The sequence below is a fragment of the Ochrobactrum sp. A-1 genome, from assembly GCF_022488005.1.
In the GTDB taxonomy this organism is placed as follows: Bacteria; Pseudomonadota; Alphaproteobacteria; order Rhizobiales; family Rhizobiaceae; genus Brucella.
In genome coordinates this window covers 1,369,169-1,391,027 of record NZ_JAKVQC010000003.1, presented here as the reverse complement: position 1 = coordinate 1,391,027, position 21,859 = coordinate 1,369,169, and the positions used below count along the sequence as shown (strand labels likewise).

The window sequence follows — 21,859 nt, the reverse complement described above, 5'->3', positions numbered from 1 at the left end:
AATGCTTCTTATCCGTTGCCCTTATTGCGAGATGGAACGCCCAGAACTGGAATTCGCCTATGCGGGCGAAGCGCATATCGCGCGTCCAGCCGACCCATCGACGCTTTCCGACGATGAATGGCGCGATTTCCTGTTCACGCGCTCCAATCCGCGCGGCACCCATTATGAGCGCTGGCGGCATATCAATGGCTGCGGACGCTTCTTCAATGCGGTGCGCGATACGGTGAGCGACAAGTTTGCAGTGACCTACAAGGCAGGCGAACCGCGTCCCGCTTTGGCAGAAACTCCGGCTGCGGAGACGAAATAATGACCGATATGCGCATTCATAACAAAGGCCGTGTCAACAAGGCCAAGTCCGTGCGGTTCACCCTCAACGGCAAGACCTATTCCGGCTTTGAAGGCGACACGCTGGCATCCGCCATGCTTGCCAATGGCGAACATCTGGCCGGTCGTTCATTCAAATATCACCGCCCACGCGGCATTCTTTCTGCCGGTTCCGAGGAGCCGAATGCGCTGATGGGTGTCTCGCGTGGACCGGGCCGGTTTGAGCCGAATACCCGCGCCACGGTGCTGGAACTCTATGACGGACTGAAGGCCGAAACCCAGAACCACTGGCCGTCGCTGAAGCACGATGTCGGCGCGATCAATGATGCGTTCTACATGTTCTTCTCGGCAGGCTTTTACTACAAGACCTTCATGTGGCCGAAAAGCTTCTGGAACAAGGTCTATGAGCCTTTCATCCGCGGCGCTGCCGGTCTTGGCAAATCGCCTTCCGAACCGGACCCGGACACCTATGCCAGCCGCTATGCATTCTGCGATGTGCTGATCGCGGGTGGTGGACCTGCCGGTCTGGCGGCTGCTTTAGAGGCCGCAAAAAGCGGTGCGAAGGTCATCCTCGTTGACGAGCAGGCCGAATTTGGCGGCTCGCTTCTGTCGGAACCGGAGCCGGTCATCAATGGCCGCGCAAGCTGGGACTGGCTCAATGAAACCATAGAAGCGCTCAAGGCCAATCCGAATGTCACGCTTTTGCCGCGCACGACGGCCATTGGCTATTACCATCAAAACATGGTTGGCCTTTGCGAACGCCTGACCGATCATCAGGCAAAGCCTGCCTCCAATGCGCCGCGTGAACGCATGTGGCGCGTGCGCGCAAAGCAGGTTGTGCTGGCTCAGGGAGCGATTGAAAAGCCGCTGGTCTTTGCTGGCAATGACCGTCCCGGCGTGATGCTGGCATCGAGCGCACGTACCTATCTCAATCGCTATGGCGTCAAGGTCGGCAATCAGGCTGTCGTCGTCACCTCGCATGACAGCGCATGGCTTGCGGCTTTTGATCTCGCTGTTGCAGGCGTCAAGGTCCCGGCCATCATCGATGTGCGTTCAAGCGTTGCCGACAGCCTCGTCAATCGCGCAAAAATGCTTGGCATTGAAACGCTGACCGGCTGGACTGTGACGGACACAGGCGGACGCCATCGCGTGTCGTCCGTGCGGGCTAATCCGGTTTCCAATGGCTCTGTCGGTGCTGCGCGCACGATTGCCTGCGATGTACTGCTGATGTCTGGCGGCTGGAATCCGAGCGTGCACCTGTTCTCGCACACAAAGGGCTCGCTCGTCTGGGATGAGTCGCGCCAAATCTATCTGCCGGGCGAACGCACCGAGGAAAGCCGCTGTGCCGGTGCAGGCAATGGCAATTTCGATCTGCAGGCTGCTCTTCGTGAAGGTGCAGAAGCGGGTACTGCTGCCGCCAAGGATGCCGGGCATAAGGTCAAGACGTCTGAATATGCTGTCGCCGGTGATTTTGTCTGCGACGGCGTAAGCTGTCGCGAACTGCCAACCGATCGCGATCCGGGCAAGGCCAAGGCTTTCATCGATTTCCAGAACGATGTGACCGCCAAGGATATTCGTCTGGCCGTGCGCGAGGGTTTCCATTCCATCGAGCACGTCAAGCGCTATACCACCAATGGCATGGCGACCGATCAGGGCAAGACCTCGAACATCAACGGTCTGGCTGTTGCAGCCGACGCGCTCAAGCGCCCGACGCCGCAGGTGGGTCTCACCACTTTCCGCCCGCCTTATACGCCGACAACCTTTGGTGCTTTCTGCGGTTACAATCGCGGCAAGCTGTTCGACGTGACGCGCAAGACGCCAATTGATAGCTGGGCCGAACAGCATGGTGCTGCTTTCGAGCCGGTCTCGCTTTGGCGTCGCGCATGGTACTTCCCGAAAGCGGGCGAAGACATGCATCAGGCCGTGGCGCGTGAATGCAAGGCGACCCGCCAGTCGCTCGGCATGTTTGATGCTTCCACCCTTGGTAAGATCGAAGTGGTCGGCCCGGATGCAGCGGAATTCATGAATCGCATGTACACCAACCCATGGACGAAGCTTGGTGTTGGGCGCTGCCGCTATGGCCTGTTGCTTGGCGAAGATGGCTTCATCCGCGATGACGGTGTTGTCGGCCGTCTGACGCAGGATCGCTTCCATGTGACGACCACGACCGGCGGTGCCGCGCGTGTTCTCAACATGATGGAGGACTATCTCCAGACCGAATGGCCGGAGCTGAAAGTCTCGTTGACCTCGACCACCGAACAATGGGCTGTGGTCGCAATCAATGGCCCGAATGCGCGCAAGCTCATCGAGCCAATGGTTGAAGGTCTGGATATTTCGGACGAAGCCTTCCCGCATATGTCGGTGGCGGAATGCACATTCCTTGGCGTGCCAGCGCGTCTGTTCCGCATGAGCTTCACCGGCGAGCTGGGCTATGAAATCAACGTGCCCGCCCGTTATGGCCTGTCGCTCTGGAAAGCGCTCTATGAGGCCGGCCAGCAATATGACATCACGCCTTACGGCACCGAAACCATGCACGTTCTGCGCGCTGAAAAGGGCTATATCATTGTCGGTCAGGATACGGACGGCACAATTACGCCGGATGATGCAAGCCTTGGCTGGGCCGTTGGCAAGCAGAAGCCGGATTTCGTCGGCAAGCGTTCGCTGGCGCGCCCGGATATGCTGAAATCAGATCGCAAGCATCTTGTTGGTCTGTTGACCAACGATCCAAAGCTGGTGCTGGAAGAAGGTGCGCAGATTGTCGCCGATCCAAAACAGGCGCTGCCGATGACCATGCTTGGTCATGTCACTTCGTCCTATTGGAGCGAGGCGCTTGGCCGGTCTATCGCCATGGCCGTGGTATCAGGCGGCAAGGATCGTATGGGCGAAACGCTTTATATGCCGATGCCGGATGGTACAGTACATGAAGCGGTTGTTTCGGGCATGGTCTTCTATGATCCCGAAGGCAAGAAGTTGAACGGATAAGGATTGAACCATGCTTGTTGAGACAAAACCTTATTCGAACCGCAAGGTCGTCATTCCCGGCCGTCTGGAAATCCACGCAGCCGATGACGCCGCCCGCTTCATCCTGCGCATTGCTCCGGCAAAACTGCCCCTGGCTGAAAAGGCGCTGGGTGCAAAAATCCCGGCCAGGATCGGCGGTCTTACGCGCAGTGGCGATATTGCGGTTGCCTGCATCGGACCCGATGAATGGTATATTTGGGCCGATGAAAGCAAGGGCGCAGCTATCGTGCAGGCCTTTGCCAAGCTTTACGAAACCGAGCCGCACAGCCTGACGGAAGTGAGCCATCGCGAGACGGGCATCGACATTGCAGGCCCCAAGGCTGAATGGCTGCTCAATGCCGCATCGCCGCTCAATCTGGCTGAAATGCAGGCTCCGGGTGCTGCCCGCACGATCTTCGATCATGCCCAGATCATTCTGTTGAAGTGGGATGCCGATCACTACCGGATCGAAGTGTGGAACTCATTCGCTGATCACGTCTGGACCTTGCTGGAACTGGCCAGCAACGAGGTCTAACACGCAATCGAATTCATCAAATCGGGACTGAAAATGCCGCCCAACCGGGCGGCGTTTTTGCATTCTAAGCCGAATTTCAGTCTTGCCTTCCATAAATCCATATGTGAAGACTATATTCACATAAGAAATTCATGAGGAGGGAATTTCCCGATGTCGGAAAGCGAACTGCCGCTGAGCGGGCTTGTTGTTGTCGATATGAGCCAGTTTCTGTCGGGGCCTTATTGCTCGTTGCGTCTGATGGATCTGGGCGCACGCGTGATAAAGATTGAACGGCCCGATGGCGGCGATCTCTCGCGCAGGCTTTATCTGAGCGACACGGAAATCGGGGGCGATTCCACGATTTTTCATGCCATCAATCGCGGCAAGGACAGCCTTGCGATTGACCTCAAAAATCCTGACGATCTGGCAGCTTTGAAAAAGCTTCTCACGCAGGCCGATGTGCTGATCCAGAATTTCCGTCCCGGTGTTATCAAGCGTCTTGGTCTTGATTATGAGGCAGCCAAAGAAATCAATCCGCGTCTCGTTTATGCATCGATCAGCGGCTATGGTGAAGAAGGTCCATGGGTCGGGCGTCCCGGACAGGATCTGCTGGCGCAGGCGCGCTCGGGCCTCATGTGGCTCAATGGTGATGAAGGGCAGGGACCAGTGCCCTTCGGTCTGGCGGTTGCCGATATGCTGGCAGGGGCTGCGGCCGCACAGGGAATTCTCGCAGCGCTGGTTCGCCGCGGCATCACCAACAAAGGCTCTCATGTCGAAACCAGCCTTCTCGAAGCGCTGGTTGATTTCCAGTTTGAAGTGCTGACCACCCACCTGAACGATGGTCGTCGTCTGCCGAAACGGTCTGATTTCCGCAGTGCCCATGCCTATCTCGCAGCGCCCTATGGCGTCTATCCGGCTGCGGACGGCTATCTTGCCATTGCCATGATGCCGATTGCGAAACTGGCGCCACTGTTGGAAGCGGATACGCTCATCCCGTTTGCCGATGATCCCAAAAGCGCTTTTGCCAAACGTGATGACATCAAGCGCCTGATCGCTGATCGCATTGCCGAGAAAACCGTCGATGAATGGCTCGCCATTCTGGAACCGGCTGATATTTGGTGCGCCCGCGTTCTCAACTGGGAAGAACTGCTATCAAGTGAAGGCTTTTCGGTCCTCGACATACTCCAGACGGTGACGCGTGAAGATGATGTTTCGATCACCACGACACGTTCGCCGCTGCGCATCAACGGACAGCGCCCGAAGGTTGCGCGCGCCGCACCGCGCATTGGCGAGAATAGCCAGCAGATTCGCGAGGAGTTCGGGCTATGAGCACGATCAAGCTTAAAGGCATGACCTGGAGCCACCCGCGCGGCTACGATCCGATGGTTGCAGGGGCCGAACAATGGCTCGCGGACAAGGGCGTTGAAATCGAGTGGGAAAAGCGGTCGCTGCAGGATTTCGAAACCTTTCCGGTCGAGGAACTGGCGCGCAATTTCGATCTGATCGTGATCGACCATCCGCATGTGGGCCAGATCACCAAGGAAGGCTGTCTGCTGCCGCTTGACGTGCCGGGTCGAGAAACCGAGTTGAAGGCGCTTGCCGATGGTTCTGTAGGCCGATCTTTCCCGAGCTATAACTGGCAGGGGCGGCAATGGGCGTTTCCGCTGGATGCGGCAACACAGGTTCAGGCATGGCGTCCTGACCTGATGGACAAGCCAGCCACCTCATGGGGCGAGGTGCTGCGTCTTGCCCGCGCCGGGAAAGTTCTGCTGCCACTGCGCTCGCCGCATTCGCTGATGTGCTTTTATACACTCGTTGCCAATGCCGGAACGCCTTGCGCGCTCGAAGGCGAGCTGATCTCTGTTGAGGACGGCTCACAAGCTTTCGAGCAGTTGCGTGAGATTGCTTCGCTCGTAAAGCCGGAATGTTTCGGCATGGATCCGATTGCGGTGTTTGAGGAAATGGCAGAGCCAGAATCCGAAATCGCGTGCTCGCCGCTGATCTACGGCTATGTGAATTATGCCATGCCGGGCTTCCGTGATCGGCTGATCCGCTTTGCCGATATTCCAGCGGGCGCGGCGGGGGTTGCTGGGTCAGCGCTGGGCGGCACGGGCATTGCGGTTTCAGCCTTCAGCAAGCATCCGCAAGCAGCTATCGATTTTGCCTATTGGGTGGCGAGCGGTGACGTGCAGAAGGGACTTTATGCGGCTTCCAACGGTCAGCCGGGACATGCGACAGCCTGGGAAGATGACACTGTGAATGCGGCGACGTCCGACTTCTATCGCGACACGCGCGCGACGCTGGAAGGCGCATGGGTGCGTCCGCGTCACGATGGCTATATGCCGTTTCAGGAAGCGGCATCGGAGCGCATCAACAAGGGCTTGCTCGACGATGAGAAGGCGGAAGATGTTATCGCCGATCTCAACCGGCTTTTCCGCGAAAGCGTTTGATTTATACGGAAAGGCTGGCGGCTTGCCGCCAGCCTGATCAGTTTTAAAGCTTCCAGAGACGCGTTGCATTCTCGGAGAGAAGCAGCGCTTTTTCGTCTTCGCTGCATCCTTCAAGAAGCGCATGGGTTGTTGCTACCCAAGTTGAAAGACCTGCATCGACATTGCTTGCAAGTGTACAGACGGGCCAGTCGCTTCCCCACACGATCCGCTCCCAGCCGAAGGCCTGAATCACATGCTCGACATAGGGGCGCACGGTGTCGACGGTCCAGCTTTCCGCATCGGCATAGGCAACTACACCGGAAATCTTTGCCGTCACATTGTCGCGCTGCGCAATCTCGGTAATGCCCTTCTGCCAGACTTCCAGCGCACCTGACTTGATGTCCGGCACGCCGCAGTGATCGAGCACGAATTGCACGTCTGGCGCTAGATCGGCCAGTGCCGTCACCTTGTCGATCTGGTGCGGCAGTGTACAGAGATCGAAGGTCAGTCCGGTGCCTTCCAGCCGCTTGATATTCTCGCGGAAAAGAGCACCCTCAGAAACGTCATCAGGCACGACATGCAGCACGCGGCGAAACCCTTTGACGAAAGGATTGCTGCGCTGTCGCTCCAGATATTCCGCGAATCCCGGCTCTTCCGGGCGGCAGGAGGCGATTGCACCTCTTATGAAACCACCATTCGCGGTTGAAATCTCCTGAATGTGGTCCGTTTCAGCCTGAATGGCATCGGCTGCCACATCCACTTCCATATGCAACGCTGCGCTGATGCCGCAACGTTCGGCCTGCTTCTGATAGGTCTCGAACAGAAAGTCGCGGTCAAGCGCCGGAACACCGCCCAGCCACGGATAATTAAGCGCGCTTTTGTCTATCAGATGCAGATGGGTATCGATAATCATGGAAACTCTCCTCCGATGACATACTTTCAAAAAAGAAGAGAGTTTTCAAATAAGAATTATCGGCATCGCTTAGTCGGCTGCCCCGATGTCGGAGCCGACCAGCTTCGACAGGTCTTTGACGGTCTTTTGAAGCAGGCTGATGGTCTGCGTAATGTCGGGTGCTGAAGCCGAATTGACGAGTGTCACATAGGGACAGGTCAGTGAGGCAATGCAAGTACCATCCGGGCCGAGAATCGGGGCCGAGAGATTGTAGACGCCTGCCACCTGAGCGCTGGGCATCATTTCATAGCCACGTTCGCGAATCTGGTCGAGGCGCTCGTAGAAACTCTCATCGAGCTTCACGCTTTCGCCGTCTTTCGCATATTCGGCAATCATCATCTTGCGTTCTTCCGGGGATCGGAAGGCGAGAAGCACATGGCCGGAACCGGTGTCGAACAGGCTGATATGCGAACCGACGCGGATTGAAATGCCCCAGTAATCCGGAGCTTCCTGCTGGGCAATGACAACGACGGAACCACGATCAAACACGGCAAGCTGGTTGGCCTGCTTTGAGCGGTCGGCAAGTTCACGCATGAAAGGCGTGGCAAAGGAAGCAAGTCTGCGCACCGGTGCATGAAGGTGTGCAAGACCGAACAGCTTGAGCGTCAGTGAATAGCGGTCGCCCTCAAGCTTGGTCACGTAACCGCGCTTCACCAGACGGTCGAGCATCCGGTAAAACTCGTTGGGGCTGCGGTCGAGGTGCTTGGCAATTTCTGCCTGTGTCAGCCCACCATCCACGCTCGCAAGCAGTTCCAAAATATCCAGTCCCTTGTCCAGCGCAGGCGCGCGATAGCGATCGTCTGTTTCCAAGTTGGCTCCCCTCATGAATATCATTCTTCATATACGAACAACCCTGAATGCGAAAGTCGCAAATGTGCGGAAACTCGCCTTGACCGGTTTTGAATAATATGTTTGCATATAAATACCAAATTCACAATTGGGGGCGGACCGGGGAAAAGTCCGCCGTGAGGAGGAGAAGCATGATGAGTTTCAAAGCGTCCTGCCTGGCAGGAACGGCTCTATTGGCTTTGGCAACGGGGTCCGCTGGCGCGGCCGATTTGCCGGGTAAATTCGAAGGCGTAACCGTAAACGCCAAGCTGATCGGCGGTCAGCAATATGAAGCGCTTTATTCGCGCATTGCTGAATGGGAAAAGGCGACCGGTGCCAAGGTCAACATCCTGTCCAAGAAGAACCATTTCGAACTGGACAAGGAAATCAAGTCGGACATCGCGTCGGGCTCGATCAACTGGTGTGTTGGCTCCAACCATTCGTCTTTTGCACCGCAATATCCTGATCTCTATGCCGACCTGAACGGTTTGCTTCCAAAAGAAGAAATCGAAGGCTTCGTGCCATCGGTGATCAAGGCTTCGACGCTCAACGACAAGCTGGTCATGCTGCCGCGCGCGCAGTTCGACGTCTCGGCGCTCTACTACCAGAAGAGCCTTTATGAAGACGATGCCAAGAAGACTGCGTTCAAGGAAAAATACGGCTACGATCTGGCACCGCCAAAGACCTGGAAAGAAGTTTCCGATCAGGCTGTGTTCTTTGCCGATCCGCCGAATTTCTACGGTACGCAGTTTGCCGGCAAGGAAGAAGCCATCAATGGCCGCTTCTATGAAATGCTGGTCGCTGAAGGCGGCGAATATCTCAAGGACGGCAAGCCTGCTTTCAATTCTGAAGCCGGTGTCCGTGCGCTCGACTGGTTCGTCAATCTCTACAAGGCGAAGGCCGTTCCTGCAGGCACCACCAACTATCTGTGGGACGAACTCGGCGCTGGCTTTGCATCCGGCACCATCGCAATCAACCTGGATTGGCCGGGCTGGGCAACCTATTTCAACGATCCAAAGTCGTCGAAGGTCGCAGGCAATGTCGGTATCGTTCCGCCTCCGACAGGTTCTTCCGGCAAGCGCACCGGCTGGTCGGGCCATCACGGCTTCTCGGTCACCGAATCCTGCGCCACCAAGGAAGCTGCTGCTTCGCTCGTCTGGTTCCTGACCAACGAGGATTCGCAGAAGCAGGAATCGGCCGCCGGCACGCTGCCAACCCGCACCGCTGTCTGGGATTACGTCATCGAACAGGCTGCTTCCGATCCATACAAGAAGGAAGTGCTCTCGGTGTTCCAGGAAACGGCAAAGACCGCTTTCCCGGTTCCGCAGACCCCGTCATGGATCGAAATTTCCAACGCTGTCTATCCTGAACTTCAGGCAGCGATTCTTGGCGACAAGACCTCACAGCAGGCGCTTGATGATGCAGCCAAGAAGGCAACGCAGATCCTTGAGGATGCTGGCGAACTCTAAGCACGCCGTTTGATTTAAACTATGACTTCATGGCCCGCTCTGAACGGGGCGGGCCATTTTGCGCTTATCAACGCACCGCTTCGGAAGAACAATGTTTAAACGAATTTCCCCGCCGGTTCTGCTTTTGCTTCCGGCCATTATCATCCTTGCAGCGGTGGTTCTGTTTCCCCTCGCGCTTTCGCTTTATTCAAGCTTCACGCCATTCCGGCTGACGCGCCCCGACAGCCTGTTCAACTTCATCGGCCTGCGCAATTATCAGCGCATCATGAGCGATTGGGTGTTCTGGGCTGCATTCATCCGCACGGTGATCTTCCTCACCATCGCGCTCAATCTGGAAATGCTGCTCGGCCTTGGACTGGCGCTGCTCATCAACAAGGCGACCCATGGCCAGCGTGTTTTGCGCACGCTGATGATGTTCCCGATGATGTTTTCGCCGGTTCTGGTCGGCTTCCAGTTCAAGTTCATGTTCAACGATAATATCGGTCTTGTGAACAATGCGCTGCAATCGCTTGGTATCACCGACACCGCTATTCCGTGGCTGATCGACGGCAATCTGGCGCTGTTTGCGATTTTGCTCGCAGAAGTATGGATGTCGACCTCGGTATTCGCAATCCTCATTCTGGGCGGTCTTCTGTCCATGCCGCAGGACCCGGTGGAAGCGGCGCGCGTTGATGGCTGCACGCCATGGCAGACGTTCCGCTATGTCATCTGGCCTTACCTGATGCCATTTGCCTTCATTGCAATGACCATTCGTTCGCTCGATGTGGCGCGCGCTTATGACATCGTGAAGATCATGACCGATGGTGGCCCGGCACGGCGAACCGAGCTGATCTGGACGCTGGTTGGGCGCACCGCCTATTCGGATGCGCAGATGGGGCTGGCCAATGCCATGGCCTATGTCGCGATCCTGCTCTCGATCCTCTTCACCGTAATGTTCTTCCGCAAGCTTGCAGCCGCACGCGCGCAAATTGGAGCGGAGTGGTAATCATGGCATCAACAACACTCTCTAATGATCAGCATCGCCTGCTGCGTCGCGTCAAGAAAGTCGCTTACCTGATCGGCCTGTTTCTGGCGATGGCGATCATTTGCCTGCCCGGCCTGTGGATCGTGCTGTCCTCGCTACGTCCGCCGGTGGAAATCATGGCAAAGCCGCCGGTCTGGATTCCGCAGGAAATCACCTTCGAGGCTTATCGCGCCATGTTCTCGGGCGCAGGCGGCGGCGGTATTCCGGTCTGGGATTATTTCCGCAACTCGCTGATTATCTCGGTCACATCCACGATCATCGCGCTGATTGTTGGCGTTTCGGGCGGCTATGCCTTTGCGCGCTTCCGCTTCTGGGGCAAATCGACGACATTTCTCGGCCTCATGCTGACGCGTTCGGTGCCGGGTATTGCGCTTTCGCTGCCGCTCTTCATGGTCTTTTCCCGTATCGGTATCATCGACACGCATTTCGGCCTCATCCTGACCTATGTGGCGCTCAATGTGCCATTCACGATCTGGCTGATCGACGGCTTCTTCCGTCAGGTGCCAAAGGATCTGGCGGAAGCAGCCCAGATTGACGGTTGCACGCGCTGGCAGGCCTTCTGGCAGGTGGAATTTCCGCTGGCCGGCCCCGGCATTGCGACCGCAGGCATCTTCGCCTTTCTCGCCTCGTGGAACGAATACGCGCTGGCTTCCCAGCTCACCCGTTCCGTCAATTCCAAGACCCTTCCTGTCGGTCTTCTCGATTACACCGCTGAATTCACCATCGACTGGCGCGGCATGTGTGCGCTAGCGGTCGTGATGATTATTCCGGCGCTGACCCTCACATTCATCGTCCAGAAGCATCTTGTTGCTGGTCTGACGTTCGGCGCGGTTAAAGGTTGATATTACAATGGCTCAGCTTTCCATTAAAAATCTCGTCAAGCGCTACGGCAATGTCGAAGTGGTGCACGGCATCAATCTCGAAATCGCCGACAAGGAATTTGTAGCGCTGGTCGGTCCGTCAGGCTGTGGCAAGTCCACGACGCTGCGCATGATCGCAGGTCTTGAAAGCATTTCCGACGGCGCGCTCGAAATCGGCGGCAGGCAAGTCAACGATCTGCCGCCGCGTGATCGCAACATTTCCATGGTGTTCCAGTCCTATGCGCTCTATCCGCATATGTCTGTGCGCGAGAACATGGGCTTCTCGCTCAAGATCGCCAAGCAGCCACAGGCGGAAATCGACCGCCGTGTTAATGAAGCCTCCGCCATTCTCGGCCTTGAAGCTTTGATGGAACGTCGTCCGGCGCAGCTTTCGGGCGGCCAGCGCCAGCGCGTTGCCATGGGGCGCGCCATCGTGCGCAACCCGGAAGTGTTTTTGTTCGACGAGCCGCTGTCGAACCTCGATGCGAAGCTGCGCACGCAGATGCGCACCGAGATCAAGAAGCTTCATTCCAAGGTGCAGTCCACCGTCGTTTACGTGACGCACGATCAGGTTGAGGCCATGACACTGGCAGACCGCATCGTCATCATGCGCGACGGTCATATCGAACAGGTCGGAACCCCGGATGAAGTGTTCAAGCGTCCGGCAACGCAGTTTGTTGCGGGCTTTATCGGCTCGCCGCCGATGAATATGGCTGAAGCAACGGTGCGAGCGTCCGAACTGGTCTTTGCCAATGGTGACCGTCTGCCAGTGCCAGCACAATTCAAGGCCAGGGTCACAGATGGCGCCAAGGTCACATTCGGCCTGCGTCCGGACGATATCTTCCCGAAAGGTCACGGCATTTCCACCGGCGACGCCGTGCACGAAAAAGACATGCGCGTCTCGATCACCGAGCCGCTCGGCAATGAAACACTGGTCTTCGCCGAGTTCGCCGGCAAGGAATGGGTGGCGCGTATGCTCAACCCGCGCCCTCTCAATTCCGGTGAAGCAATCTCCATGCATTTTGATCTGTCGCAGGCGCATCTGTTTGATGCGGCGAGCGGCAAGAGTTTGGCGGTATAATCATGGCACGCATTGAAAAAGTCGAACTGCGCATGGTCGACCTTCCGCCGAAGGTCAAGCGCACGGATGCGATCCAGAGCTTTGTGAGCCAGGAAACGCCAATCGTCACCATCACTGACAGCGATGGTGCGGTGGGTACAGGCTACAGCTACACTATCGGCACGGGCGGCTCGTCCGTCATGCGGCTGTTGAACGATCATCTGGTGCCGCTGATTATCAATGAGGATGCAGATTGCATCGAAGCGATCTGGCGTAAGCTCGAATTTGCGACCCATGCCACAACTATCGGCGCGATTACGGCTCTGGCGCTTGCGGCCATCGACACGGCATTGTGGGATTTGCGTGCGAAGAAGCAGAACCTGCCGCTGTGGAAACTTGCAGGTGGTGCCAAGGATCGTTGTCCGCTTTACACGACCGAAGGCGGCTGGCTGCATATCGAGAAAGAAGCGCTGGTCGAGGATGCGCTTGCCGCCAAAGCCAAGGGCTTCTCTGGCTCCAAGGTGAAGATCGGTAAGCCACATGGTTCGGAAGACTATGCGCGTCTGGCAGCAGTCCGCGCAGCCGTTGGTGACGGCTTTGAGATCATGACCGACTGCAATCAGGGCTTTACGGTGGATGAAGCAATCCGCCGTGCCGAGCGCCTGAAAGAGCTTGATCTGGCGTGGATCGAAGAGCCGCTTCCGGCAGACGATCTTGACGGTCATATCCGCCTGACCCGTTCGACCGCGACACCAATTGCAGTGGGTGAATCGATCTATTCGATCCGCCATTTCCGCGAATATATGCAGAAGGGGGCTTGCTCCATCGTGCAGGTGGATGTGGCGCGTATCGGCGGCATCACCCCATGGCTGAAAGTGGCGCACGCCGCAGAAGCTTTTGATATTCCGGTCTGCCCGCACTTCCTGATGGAACTGCATGTCAGTCTCACCTGTGCCGTCCAGAACGGGCGCTATGTCGAATATATTCCGCAGCTCGATGATCTGACCACCAAGGGCATGGAAATTCGCGATGGCCACGCCATTGCACCATCCGAACCGGGCATTGGTATTTCGTGGGATTGGGATGCCGTGCACGCGCGTTCGGTTTCCGAATTCACCCGCGAGATCGTGAGGTCATAATGGCGCAAAGAATGGGCATGGTGATCGGGCTTCAGCCTGAGAAAATCGCAGAATATAAGAAGCTGCACGCGAGCGTGTGGCCGGAAATTCTGGCACTCATTTCCGAGTGCAACATCACCAATTACACGATCTTTCTCAAAGAGCCTGAAAACCTGCTGTTCGGCACATGGGAATATATCGGCACCGACTTTGAAGCCGATATGAAGAAGATGGCCGATAACCCGAAAAATCAGGAATGGTGGTCCGTCTGCATGCCATGTCAGAAGCCGCTTGAAACCCGTAAACAGGGTGAGTGGTGGGCAATGATGGAGGAGGTTTTCCATCATGACTGAAGCTTTTGATCCGAAAACCCTGCGCCAGTGGTGGGCCAAGCCGTCCGAGCCAAAACCCATTGTGATCTTCGGCGCGGGCAGCATTGTCGGCGACGCGCATCTGCCCGCCTATAAGAAGGGCGGTTTTCCGGTTGCAGGTATTTTCGATCCCAATCTGGACAAGGCTAAAGAGCTAGCCGACCAGTGGGGCATCAAGGCTTTTGCCAGCGCTGAGGAAGCTCTTGCTCTCGAAGGTGCGATCTTCGATCTGGCAACGCCACCGTCGGCCCATGCAGCGATCCTGTCGCAATTGCCGGAAGGCTCAGCCGTCCTGATCCAGAAGCCGATGGGCAGCGATCTAGCCGCGGCAACGGAAATCCTGAAAGTCTGCCGGGCGCGTAATCTCAAAGCTGCGGTGAATTTCCAGTTGCGTTTTGCGCCGATGATGCTCGCGCTTTACGACGCCGTCGATAAGGGCCTGCTTGGCGAGGTAGTGGATTTTGACGCCTGGCTGGCGCTTGCGACCCCATGGGGTCTGTGGCCGTTCCTCAAAGGTCTGCCGCGTATCGAGATCGCCATGCACTCGATCCATTATCTGGATTTTGTGCGCGGCCTGCTCGGCAATCCGCAAGGCGTTCATGCCAAGACCATCGGCCATCCAAACCACGAAGTCGCTCAGACCCGCACCGCAGCGATTCTCGATTATGGCAACCGTGTGCGTTGTGCGCTGTCGATCAATCACGATCATGATTTCGGCCGCAAGTTTCAGGCTTGCGAGTTTCGCATCTGCGGGACCGAGGGCGCTGCCTATGTGAAACTGGGCGTCAATCTCGATTATCCGCGCGGCGAGCCGGACGAGCTCTGGATCAAGCCAAAAGGCGGGGACGATTGGGTGCAGGTCGCGCTTGAAGGCGCTTGGTTCCCGGATGCTTTCTTAAACCGCATGGCGCAGTTGCAGCGTTTCGCAACGGGCGAAGATGCAGAACTGATCGGCTCGGTCGAAGATGCATGGCACACTATGGCGCTGGTCGAAGCGGCCTATCAGTCGAGCGCCGCGCCTGCTACGCCGCTTGCCGCAAAACCGGAGGTCTGATCATGGCCGAACAGAAAATCTACTACGAAGATTATGAAAAGAACCATGTGCGCTTCACCACGGGCCGCACGATCACCGAAACGGATTTCGTGGTCCATGCCGGACATACGGGCGATTTCTTCCCGCATCATATGGATGCGGAATTCGCCAAGACCTTGCCGGGCGGTCAGCGCATTGCCCATGGCACGATGATCTTTGCAATCGGTGTCGGATTGACCGCAACGCTGATCAATCCGGTTGCATTTTCCTACGGTTATGATCGTCTGCGCTTTATTCGTCCGGTTCATATCGGCGATACGATCCGCACGCGCGTGACGATCAGCGCTAAGGAAGACGACCCGAAACGGGCAAATATGGGCCGCGTTACCGAGCGGTGCGAAGTGCTTAATCAGCGGGATGAAGTGGTGCTGGCTTGCGACCACATCCTGCTTGTCGAACGGAAGGCTTGAAAATGACGATACGATTTGATGGAAAAACCGCACTGGTGACGGCAGCAGCTCAAGGGATTGGCCGCGCCAGCGCACTGGCTTTCGCGGAAGCGGGTGCCAAGGTCTATGCGACCGACATCAACGAGGCAGCTCTCAAGGAAATCGAAGGTGTCAACGGTATCGTCACTCGCAAGCTCAATGTGCTTGACGAAGCAGAAGTGAAGGCGCTGGTCGCCGAAATTGGTCAGGTGGACATCCTGTTCAATTGCGCAGGCGTCGTCCATGGCGGCTCAATTTTGGAAATGAAGGACGAAGACCTCGACTTCGCCGTCAATCTCAATATCCGCTCGATGATCCGCACCATTCGCGCCGTGCTGCCGGGCATGCTGGAGCGCAAGGACGGCGCCATCGTCAACATGGCGTCGGTTGCTTCGAGCGTGAAGGGCGTGCCGAACCGCTTTGCCTATGGTGTCACCAAGGCCGCTGTCATTGGTCTGACCAAGGCTGTTGCTGCCGACTATGTTGCTAAGGGCATCCGCTGCAACGCCATTTGCCCCGGTACGGTTGAAAGCCCATCGCTGCAGGACCGCCTGCGTGCGCAGGGCGATTATGAAGAGCAGCGCGCAGCCTTCATCGCCCGTCAGCCAATTGGCCGTATCGGCCAGCCGGAAGAGATCGCCGATCTCGCGGTCTATCTCGCGGGTGCAACCTACACGACCGGACAAGCTTACAACATTGATGGAGGCTGGACGATTTAGGGCAGTCGATATTCAGGCTCTGGCGGCCTGCAAATGGCATTTTTCTTCACTTGCCTAGGCTCATGTACCTTTAAGTACACTCCGCTCCGGTTCTCGAAAAACACCATTTTCGGCACGTCATAGCCAGAATCTCAACCACCCTCAGCCCCATCTTTTCATCCCCTTAAAGGAGTAAACTCATGAAATTTCTTCGTTACGGTGAAGCCGGTCAGGAAAAGCCGGGCCTTCTCGATGCCGATGGTTCGATCCGCGATCTGTCCGCCCATGTAGGCGATCTTTCGGGTGCCGCTTTGAGCCCTGAAGCGCTTGCCAAGCTCGGTTCGCTCGATGTGAATTCTCTGCCAAAGGTTGAAGGCAATCCGCGCCTTGGCCCTTGTGTGGCAGGCACCGGCAAGTTCATCTGCATCGGCCTCAACTATTCCGACCATGCCGCCGAAACCGGCGCTGCGGTGCCACCGGAGCCGATCATTTTCATGAAAGCCACCTCGGCCATCGTCGGCCCGAATGACGATCTGGTCATTCCGCGCGGCTCCGAAAAGACCGACTGGGAAGTCGAACTCGGCATCGTCATCGGCAAGACCGCGAAATATGTCTCGGAAGAAGATGCACTCGACTACGTGGCTGGCTATTGCACCATCCACGATGTGTCCGAACGCGCCTTCCAGATCGAGCGTCAGGGCCAGTGGACCAAGGGCAAGTCCTGCGACACATTCGGCCCGACCGGACCATGGCTCGTCACCAAGGACGAAATTGCAGACCCGGAAAATCTCGGCATGTGGCTGAAGGTCAATGGCGAAACCATGCAGAATGGCTCGTCGAAGACGATGATCTACGGCATTCGCCACCTCGTTTCCTATCTCTCGCAGTTCATGTCGCTTCAGCCGGGCGATATCATCTCCACCGGCACGCCTCCCGGCGTCGGCATGGGCATGAAGCCGCCTCGCTACCTCAAGGCTGGCGACGTTGTCGAACTGGGCATTGAGGGCCTTGGTTCGCAGAAGCAGAACGTACGCGCTGACATCTAGGCTTTTTAAGCATGGTCCCGAAGCGCTTTCCGCTTTTTGGGATCATGCCCTGATCACGGATAAATCATGACGAAAATCACCGACCTGCGTGTCTTCGATCTGCGCTTCCCGACTTCGCAAAGTCTGGACGGCTCGGATGCTATGAACCCGGACCCGGATTATTCGGCGGCTTACGTCATCCTTGATACGGATGACGAGGCGCTGAAGGGACACGGTCTCACCTTTACCATCGGACGCGGCAACGACATTTGCTGTCAGGCGATTCTCGCCATGCGTCATCTGGTCGTGGGTTCCTCGATGGATGATTTCCTCGCGGCCCCCGGAAAGTTCTGGCGCTACCTGACCGGCGACAGCCAGCTGCGCTGGATCGGCCCGGACAAGGGCGCGATGCATCTTGCTACCGGCGCTGTCGTCAACGCCTTCTGGGACCTGGCTGCAAAGCAGGCTGGCAAGCCGGTATGGCGGCTCGTGGCCGATATGTCGCCGGAAGAAATCGCGGATATCGTCGATTATCGCTATCTCACCGATGCGTTGACGCGTGACGAAGCCCTCGCGATCCTGCGCAAGGCAGAAGCCGGCAAGGCCGAGCGGATCGCCAAGCTCGAAAGTGAAGGCTATGCCTGCTACACGACTTCGGCTGGCTGGCTTGGCTATGATGACGACAAGCTGCGCCGTCTTTGCCAGGAAGCCATCGATGAAGGTTTCGACCACGTCAAGATGAAGGTCGGCCGCGATCTCGAAGACGATATTCGCCGTCTGACCATCGCGCGCGAAGTGATCGGCCCTGATCGCTACCTGATGATCGATGCCAATCAGGTCTGGGAAGTCGATCAGGCAATCGAGTGGGTCAACAAACTTGCCTTCTCCAAGCCGTTCTTCATCGAAGAACCAACCAGCCCGGACGATGTTGCAGGCCACCGCAAGATTCGCGAAGCCATTGGCGACGTAAAGGTCGCGACTGGCGAAATGTGCCAGAACCGCATCATGTTCAAGCAGTTCATCGCGGAAGGCGCTATCGACATCGTTCAGATCGATTCCTGCCGCATGGGTGGCCTGAATGAAGTTTTGGCCGTGCTGCTGATTGCCGCCAAGTTTGGCAAGCCGGTCTGGCCGCATGCGGGCGGCGTTGGTCTGTGCGAATATGTGCAGCATTTGTCGATGATCGACTATGTGGCCGTCTCCGGCACCAAGGAAGGCCGCGTGATCGAATATGTCGATCATCTGCATGAACACTTCATCGATCCATGCGTGATCAAGGATGCGGCCTATATGCCGCCATCGCTGCCGGGCTTCTCGATTGAAATGAAGCCGCAGTCGATTGCGGACTTTACGTTCAAGGGCTGAGAGCCTGTTTCCGGATGTCACCAAAGGCCGCGCTCAAAAAGCGCGGCCTTTTTGCGTTTAGAGCGCATCCCGAAAAGTGTGAAACGGTTTTCGGATATGATGCGCGTTAAAACAAACAGTTGAGACGCGCCGATCTGATTCAATCAGATCAAAACGCGTTCTAAAGAAAGCGGATCATAAGCGCGCCGGAAAGCAACAGAATTGCACCGGCAACGCGTCCCGCAGTGATTTCACGCACCGCAACGCCCATGAAGCCGATGCGGTCAGCAGCCAGCCCGGCCATCAATTGTCCAGCAACAGCAAGCCCCATCACGGCAGCAGCCCCGATGCGCGGCGTCAGCAACACCGATGCAGTCACATAGATACAGCCAAGCGCGCCGCCCACGACAAAGAGCCATGCTGGAGGAACATTGAACGCGGGCAGGGTGCCTGTCGCACGCGCAGTAATTCCCGCGATAATGGCAAGGATAACGGCACCGGAAAGAAATGAAATCGCAGCCGCCGTTACCGGCGATCCCAATCCGCGAGCCAATGCCGCATTGATGGGAGCCTGAATAGCAATACAGGCACCGGAAAGGATGCCGAACAACGTCCAGAGCATGGAGATTTCCTCGCGGGGTGAAGTGCTTGAATAAGAATTTGTCGAATGACCAGTCCTTGCAGAGGAAAAGCGTCAGGTCAATATTCGAGCACGTTCATGTTGTCAGCGCATATTGGAAACAGTTTTGCATAGATAAGACCTAACAAAACGCAGCAGAGCTGTTCAGTGGCTTCGCTTTCACTGGAGAATCTCCAGAATAACGAGCGCACAAGTCTGATAAACAAACATCATCATTGGAGGCTGTAGAAAACTGAATGGTGCCCGGAGGCGGATTCGAACCACCGACACGCGGATTTTCAATCCGCTGCTCTACCAACTGAGCTATCCGGGCATCCGTAACAAGCGTTTGCTTGTTCGAGGCGGTGTTGGTTCCCGCCGGAAGTGGGTGGGTTATAGCATTAAATTTCGCGCTGTCCAGCACCGTATCGCAATTTTTATCAGCTTTTCTCACATCTTTGATAAATAACTGATTTTGTTGCAGGAAGCCGCTTTGAGGGAGACCTAGTTTCCTTCTTCTTCCTCTTCGTCGATCGGCTTTCCCGGAAGGACGTAGCTGCCTGACAGCCAGCGATTGAGATCAATGCTTTTACAGCGTGGCGAGCAGAACGGGTAGGATTCGCGTGATGAAGGCTTTCCGCATTCCGGGCAGGGGCGCGTCGGACGCAATGGCGTTACGCGTGCACCTGCGGCTGCCGATATATCCTTCTTATCGCTCATACCTGTTCTCAGACTTTCCCACTATTCCAGTTCGCGTAAACCGGGTAGTCGACATCGCTCAGCAGGCTTATCGTCTCCTGAAGCGGCAGGCCCACCACATTGGTATAGGAACCGACCAGCTTCACGACGAAACTGCCCGCCAGTCCCTGGATAGCATAGCCGCCCGCCTTGCCCCGCCATTCACCGGACGAAAGATAAGCATCCATCTGCTGTCGGGACAACCGTTCGAAACGCAGGCGTGTTTCAACCAGTGTCTGGCGCAAGTTCCCGTTCGGCAAGACAAGGCTCACACCCGTGAAGACCTTGTGCGTGCGCCCCGAAAGCAGCCTTAGACATTCTCTTGCCTCGTCGGCAATCTCCGTTTTTGGGAGAATGCGCCGACCGACGGCCACGACAGTGTCGGCTGCAAGAAGGAAGGAATTGGCGAAATTCGCATCATCCTTCAACTGTTCCTGTGCCTTGCGCGCCTTCTCCCGCGACAGACGTCGCGCCAGCGAGCGCGGATGCTCGCCACGCTGCGGCGTTTCATCTATATCGGCCGGATGAATGTGGTCCGGTTCGATGCCTGCCTGCCCCAGAAGCTCGATCCTGCGTGGAGAACCGGAGGCAAGAACCAGCTTGTGTTGCGCGCTCATCGAATAGACATTTCCTGGAACGGGAACGGATTGCTTACTTGAAGCGGTAGGTGATGCGGCCCTTGGTCAGATCGTAAGGGGTCATTTCAACCAGCACCTTGTCACCGGCCAGAACGCGGATGCGATTCTTGCGCATACGGCCAGCCGTATGGGCGATGATTTCATGTTCATTTTCGAGCTTCACGCGGAACATAGCATTCGGCAGCAGTTCCGTAACAACACCCGGAAATTCTAGGACTTCTTCTTTCGCCATGCGATACCTGTTTCTTTCTTCGGTAAAATGCCGCTCTCGAGCGGTCTTTAGGTCGGAATTTGCGCGGAACCTATATGATTAGGCGGCATTTGTGAACAACGGAATTCCGTGAACTTAACGCTCATTGAAACGCTGCGTGATTTGCCGCTTCAAACGGTCACGCACATCGCGATATGCGGCCATCAGCTGGTCTCTGCTGCCCGTTACAAGAGTCGGGTCCGGCGTCGGCCAATATTCGACATCGACTGAGAACCCGCGCATTCGCTCCAGCACAGTATGATGGGCAAGCGGTGTCAGTGTTACGATCAGGTCAAAATAACCGTCCGCCAGTTCTTCGAGGCCGCGCGGCTGCCGGTTATCGAGTGACAGACCTTCTTCCTGAAGGACTGCATCGACAAACGGATCGCGTTCACCTCGCATCACGCCTGCAGAGGCTACATAAATATTGGGTGGCAAGGCTTTTCTTGCAAGTAATTCCGCCATGGGCGAACGAATTGCATTCTTGCCGCAGACGAAAAGCAGCGATTTTGGCAAGCGCTGTTTATGATCTTCCTTGTCATCGGTACTCACACTTGTCGAGGGGGCATCGGTGATGACCATCAATGATCAGCCCCTCCAGTGCAAAACGCAGACAAGTGTGAAAAGCCGCCGTGCCGTGTTGAAATCAACCTCGATCTTACCTTTTAGCCGGGCCTGCAGCGTTTGCGATCCTTCATTGTGCAGGCCGCGCCGTCCCATGTCGATTGCTTCGATCTTGCTTGGGGTGGCCGACCGGATAGCCTGATAATAGCTTTCGCAAATCATGAAATAATCCCGCACGACACGCCGCAAGGGCGTGAGCGAGAGAATATGGGTCGCGACGTCTTCACCGGCTTCCCGGGTGATGGCAAAGATCAGCCGCGATTCCATCAGTGAAAGCTTCAGCCTGTATGGTCCACCCGTATCGTCTCCGATGGGATGGAACGAGTTTTCTTCGATGAGGTCAAAAATGGCCACCGCGCGTTCATGCTCGACATCAGGCGTCGAACGCCCGATGGATTCATCGAGCTCGACGTCAACAAGGCGCGCATTTGGAACACCGGCAGTCATGTCACC

The 21,859-nt window shown here is 56.6% G+C and carries 24 protein-coding genes and 1 tRNA gene; 16 read left to right on the top strand and 9 right to left on the bottom strand.

Going from position 1 to position 21,859, the window contains the following annotated elements:
• Position 1 precedes the first annotated feature (1 nt).
• From MKS82_RS08520 to MKS82_RS08500, 5 genes are all read left to right on the top strand, one after another.
• Positions 2 to 307 (top strand): sarcosine oxidase subunit delta, encoded by a 306-nt coding sequence (locus MKS82_RS08520; protein ID WP_109985946.1) that lies wholly within the window; start codon positions 2 to 4, stop codon positions 305 to 307.
• The gene (locus MKS82_RS08515) at positions 307 to 3,306 is read left to right on the top strand and encodes a sarcosine oxidase subunit alpha (protein ID WP_240578591.1); all 3,000 of its coding nucleotides are present in this window, start codon (positions 307 to 309) and stop codon (positions 3,304 to 3,306) included. The genes MKS82_RS08520 and MKS82_RS08515 overlap by 1 nt, the downstream gene beginning before the upstream one ends.
• Before the next feature lie 10 nt (positions 3,307 to 3,316).
• The gene (locus MKS82_RS08510; protein WP_109985948.1) at positions 3,317 to 3,859 is read left to right on the top strand and encodes a sarcosine oxidase subunit gamma; all 543 of its coding nucleotides are present in this window, start codon (positions 3,317 to 3,319) and stop codon (positions 3,857 to 3,859) included.
• Positions 3,860 to 4,009: 150 nt separating this feature from the next.
• Complete coding sequence (locus tag MKS82_RS08505) at positions 4,010 to 5,167, top strand: CaiB/BaiF CoA transferase family protein (protein WP_109985949.1); 1,158 nt, start codon at positions 4,010 to 4,012, stop codon at positions 5,165 to 5,167.
• Entirely contained in the window at positions 5,164 to 6,288 is a 1,125-nt protein-coding gene (locus MKS82_RS08500) for an extracellular solute-binding protein (RefSeq protein ID WP_109985950.1), read from the top strand. The genes MKS82_RS08505 and MKS82_RS08500 overlap by 4 nt, the downstream gene beginning before the upstream one ends.
• A 43-nt stretch (positions 6,289 to 6,331) precedes the next feature.
• Here the strand turns inward: MKS82_RS08500 and MKS82_RS08495 are convergent, their stop codons facing one another.
• Positions 6,332 to 7,180 (bottom strand): amidohydrolase family protein, encoded by an 849-nt coding sequence (locus MKS82_RS08495; protein WP_109985951.1) that lies wholly within the window; start codon positions 7,178 to 7,180, stop codon positions 6,332 to 6,334.
• Positions 7,181 to 7,249: 69 nt separating this feature from the next.
• Positions 7,250 to 8,044 (bottom strand): IclR family transcriptional regulator, encoded by a 795-nt coding sequence (locus tag MKS82_RS08490; protein WP_109985952.1) that lies wholly within the window; start codon positions 8,042 to 8,044, stop codon positions 7,250 to 7,252.
• A 158-nt stretch (positions 8,045 to 8,202) separates the two neighbouring features.
• On the opposite strand from MKS82_RS08490, the gene MKS82_RS08485 reads away from it, so the two are divergent.
• From MKS82_RS08485 to MKS82_RS08435, 11 genes are all read left to right on the top strand, one after another.
• Entirely contained in the window at positions 8,203 to 9,516 is a 1,314-nt protein-coding gene (locus tag MKS82_RS08485; protein ID WP_445558072.1) for an ABC transporter substrate-binding protein, read from the top strand.
• Between the two features lie 91 nt (positions 9,517 to 9,607).
• A complete protein-coding gene (locus tag MKS82_RS08480) occupies positions 9,608 to 10,501 on the top strand; it encodes a carbohydrate ABC transporter permease (protein ID WP_061344912.1) in 894 nt (297 codons plus the stop codon).
• Positions 10,502 to 10,503: 2 nt separating this feature from the next.
• Positions 10,504 to 11,382, top strand: coding sequence for a carbohydrate ABC transporter permease (locus MKS82_RS08475; protein ID WP_109985954.1), 879 nt, complete (start codon positions 10,504 to 10,506; stop codon positions 11,380 to 11,382).
• Positions 11,383 to 11,389: 7 nt separating this feature from the next.
• On the top strand, positions 11,390 to 12,481 hold the full coding sequence (locus MKS82_RS08470) for an ABC transporter ATP-binding protein (protein ID WP_109985955.1): 1,092 nt from the start codon (positions 11,390 to 11,392) through the stop codon (positions 12,479 to 12,481).
• Between the two features lie 2 nt (positions 12,482 to 12,483).
• Positions 12,484 to 13,599 carry a mandelate racemase/muconate lactonizing enzyme family protein gene (locus MKS82_RS08465; protein WP_109985956.1) on the top strand — a complete coding sequence of 372 codons (1,116 nt, stop codon included), beginning with the start codon at positions 12,484 to 12,486 and terminating at the stop codon, positions 13,597 to 13,599.
• Positions 13,599 to 13,931: an L-rhamnose mutarotase gene (locus MKS82_RS08460; RefSeq protein ID WP_109985957.1), complete on the top strand. Its 333-nt coding sequence runs from the start codon at positions 13,599 to 13,601 to the stop codon at positions 13,929 to 13,931. The genes MKS82_RS08465 and MKS82_RS08460 overlap by 1 nt, the downstream gene beginning before the upstream one ends.
• Positions 13,924 to 15,003: a Gfo/Idh/MocA family protein gene (locus tag MKS82_RS08455; RefSeq protein WP_109985958.1), complete on the top strand. Its 1,080-nt coding sequence runs from the start codon at positions 13,924 to 13,926 to the stop codon at positions 15,001 to 15,003. The genes MKS82_RS08460 and MKS82_RS08455 overlap by 8 nt, the downstream gene beginning before the upstream one ends.
• A 2-nt stretch (positions 15,004 to 15,005) precedes the next feature.
• Entirely contained in the window at positions 15,006 to 15,452 is a 447-nt protein-coding gene (locus MKS82_RS08450) for a MaoC/PaaZ C-terminal domain-containing protein (RefSeq protein WP_109985959.1), read from the top strand.
• Positions 15,453 to 15,454: 2 nt separating this feature from the next.
• Positions 15,455 to 16,189 (top strand): SDR family oxidoreductase, encoded by a 735-nt coding sequence (locus MKS82_RS08445; protein WP_109985960.1) that lies wholly within the window; start codon positions 15,455 to 15,457, stop codon positions 16,187 to 16,189.
• 179 nt (positions 16,190 to 16,368) lie between these two features.
• Complete coding sequence (locus MKS82_RS08440) at positions 16,369 to 17,214, top strand: fumarylacetoacetate hydrolase family protein (RefSeq protein ID WP_109985961.1); 846 nt, start codon at positions 16,369 to 16,371, stop codon at positions 17,212 to 17,214.
• A 66-nt stretch (positions 17,215 to 17,280) separates the two neighbouring features.
• Positions 17,281 to 18,558 (top strand): L-fuconate dehydratase, encoded by a 1,278-nt coding sequence (locus MKS82_RS08435; RefSeq protein ID WP_109985962.1) that lies wholly within the window; start codon positions 17,281 to 17,283, stop codon positions 18,556 to 18,558.
• Between the two features lie 160 nt (positions 18,559 to 18,718).
• Here MKS82_RS08435 and MKS82_RS08430 read toward each other — a convergent pair whose 3' ends face one another.
• From MKS82_RS08430 to MKS82_RS08400, 7 genes are all read right to left on the bottom strand, one after another.
• Positions 18,719 to 19,159 (bottom strand): DMT family transporter, encoded by a 441-nt coding sequence (locus MKS82_RS08430; protein WP_109985963.1) that lies wholly within the window; start codon positions 19,157 to 19,159, stop codon positions 18,719 to 18,721.
• 255 nt (positions 19,160 to 19,414) lie between these two features.
• A tRNA-Phe gene (locus tag MKS82_RS08425) sits at positions 19,415 to 19,490 on the bottom strand.
• Positions 19,491 to 19,660: 170 nt separating this feature from the next.
• Positions 19,661 to 19,876, bottom strand: coding sequence for a DNA gyrase inhibitor YacG (yacG, locus tag MKS82_RS08420; RefSeq protein WP_061344923.1), 216 nt, complete (start codon positions 19,874 to 19,876; stop codon positions 19,661 to 19,663).
• 8 nt (positions 19,877 to 19,884) lie between these two features.
• Positions 19,885 to 20,511 carry a Maf-like protein gene (locus MKS82_RS08415; RefSeq protein WP_109985964.1) on the bottom strand — a complete coding sequence of 209 codons (627 nt, stop codon included), beginning with the start codon at positions 20,509 to 20,511 and terminating at the stop codon, positions 19,885 to 19,887.
• A 34-nt stretch (positions 20,512 to 20,545) separates the two neighbouring features.
• Positions 20,546 to 20,764 (bottom strand): translation initiation factor IF-1, encoded by a 219-nt coding sequence (gene infA, locus MKS82_RS08410; RefSeq protein WP_002965531.1) that lies wholly within the window; start codon positions 20,762 to 20,764, stop codon positions 20,546 to 20,548.
• A gap of 114 nt (positions 20,765 to 20,878) precedes the next feature.
• Positions 20,879 to 21,364 carry an arsenate-mycothiol transferase ArsC gene (locus MKS82_RS08405; protein ID WP_109985965.1) on the bottom strand — a complete coding sequence of 162 codons (486 nt, stop codon included), beginning with the start codon at positions 21,362 to 21,364 and terminating at the stop codon, positions 20,879 to 20,881.
• 6 nt (positions 21,365 to 21,370) lie between these two features.
• The gene (locus MKS82_RS08400) at positions 21,371 to 21,853 is read right to left on the bottom strand and encodes a UPF0262 family protein (protein ID WP_109985966.1); all 483 of its coding nucleotides are present in this window, start codon (positions 21,851 to 21,853) and stop codon (positions 21,371 to 21,373) included.
• Positions 21,854 to 21,859: the final 6 nt, after the last annotated feature.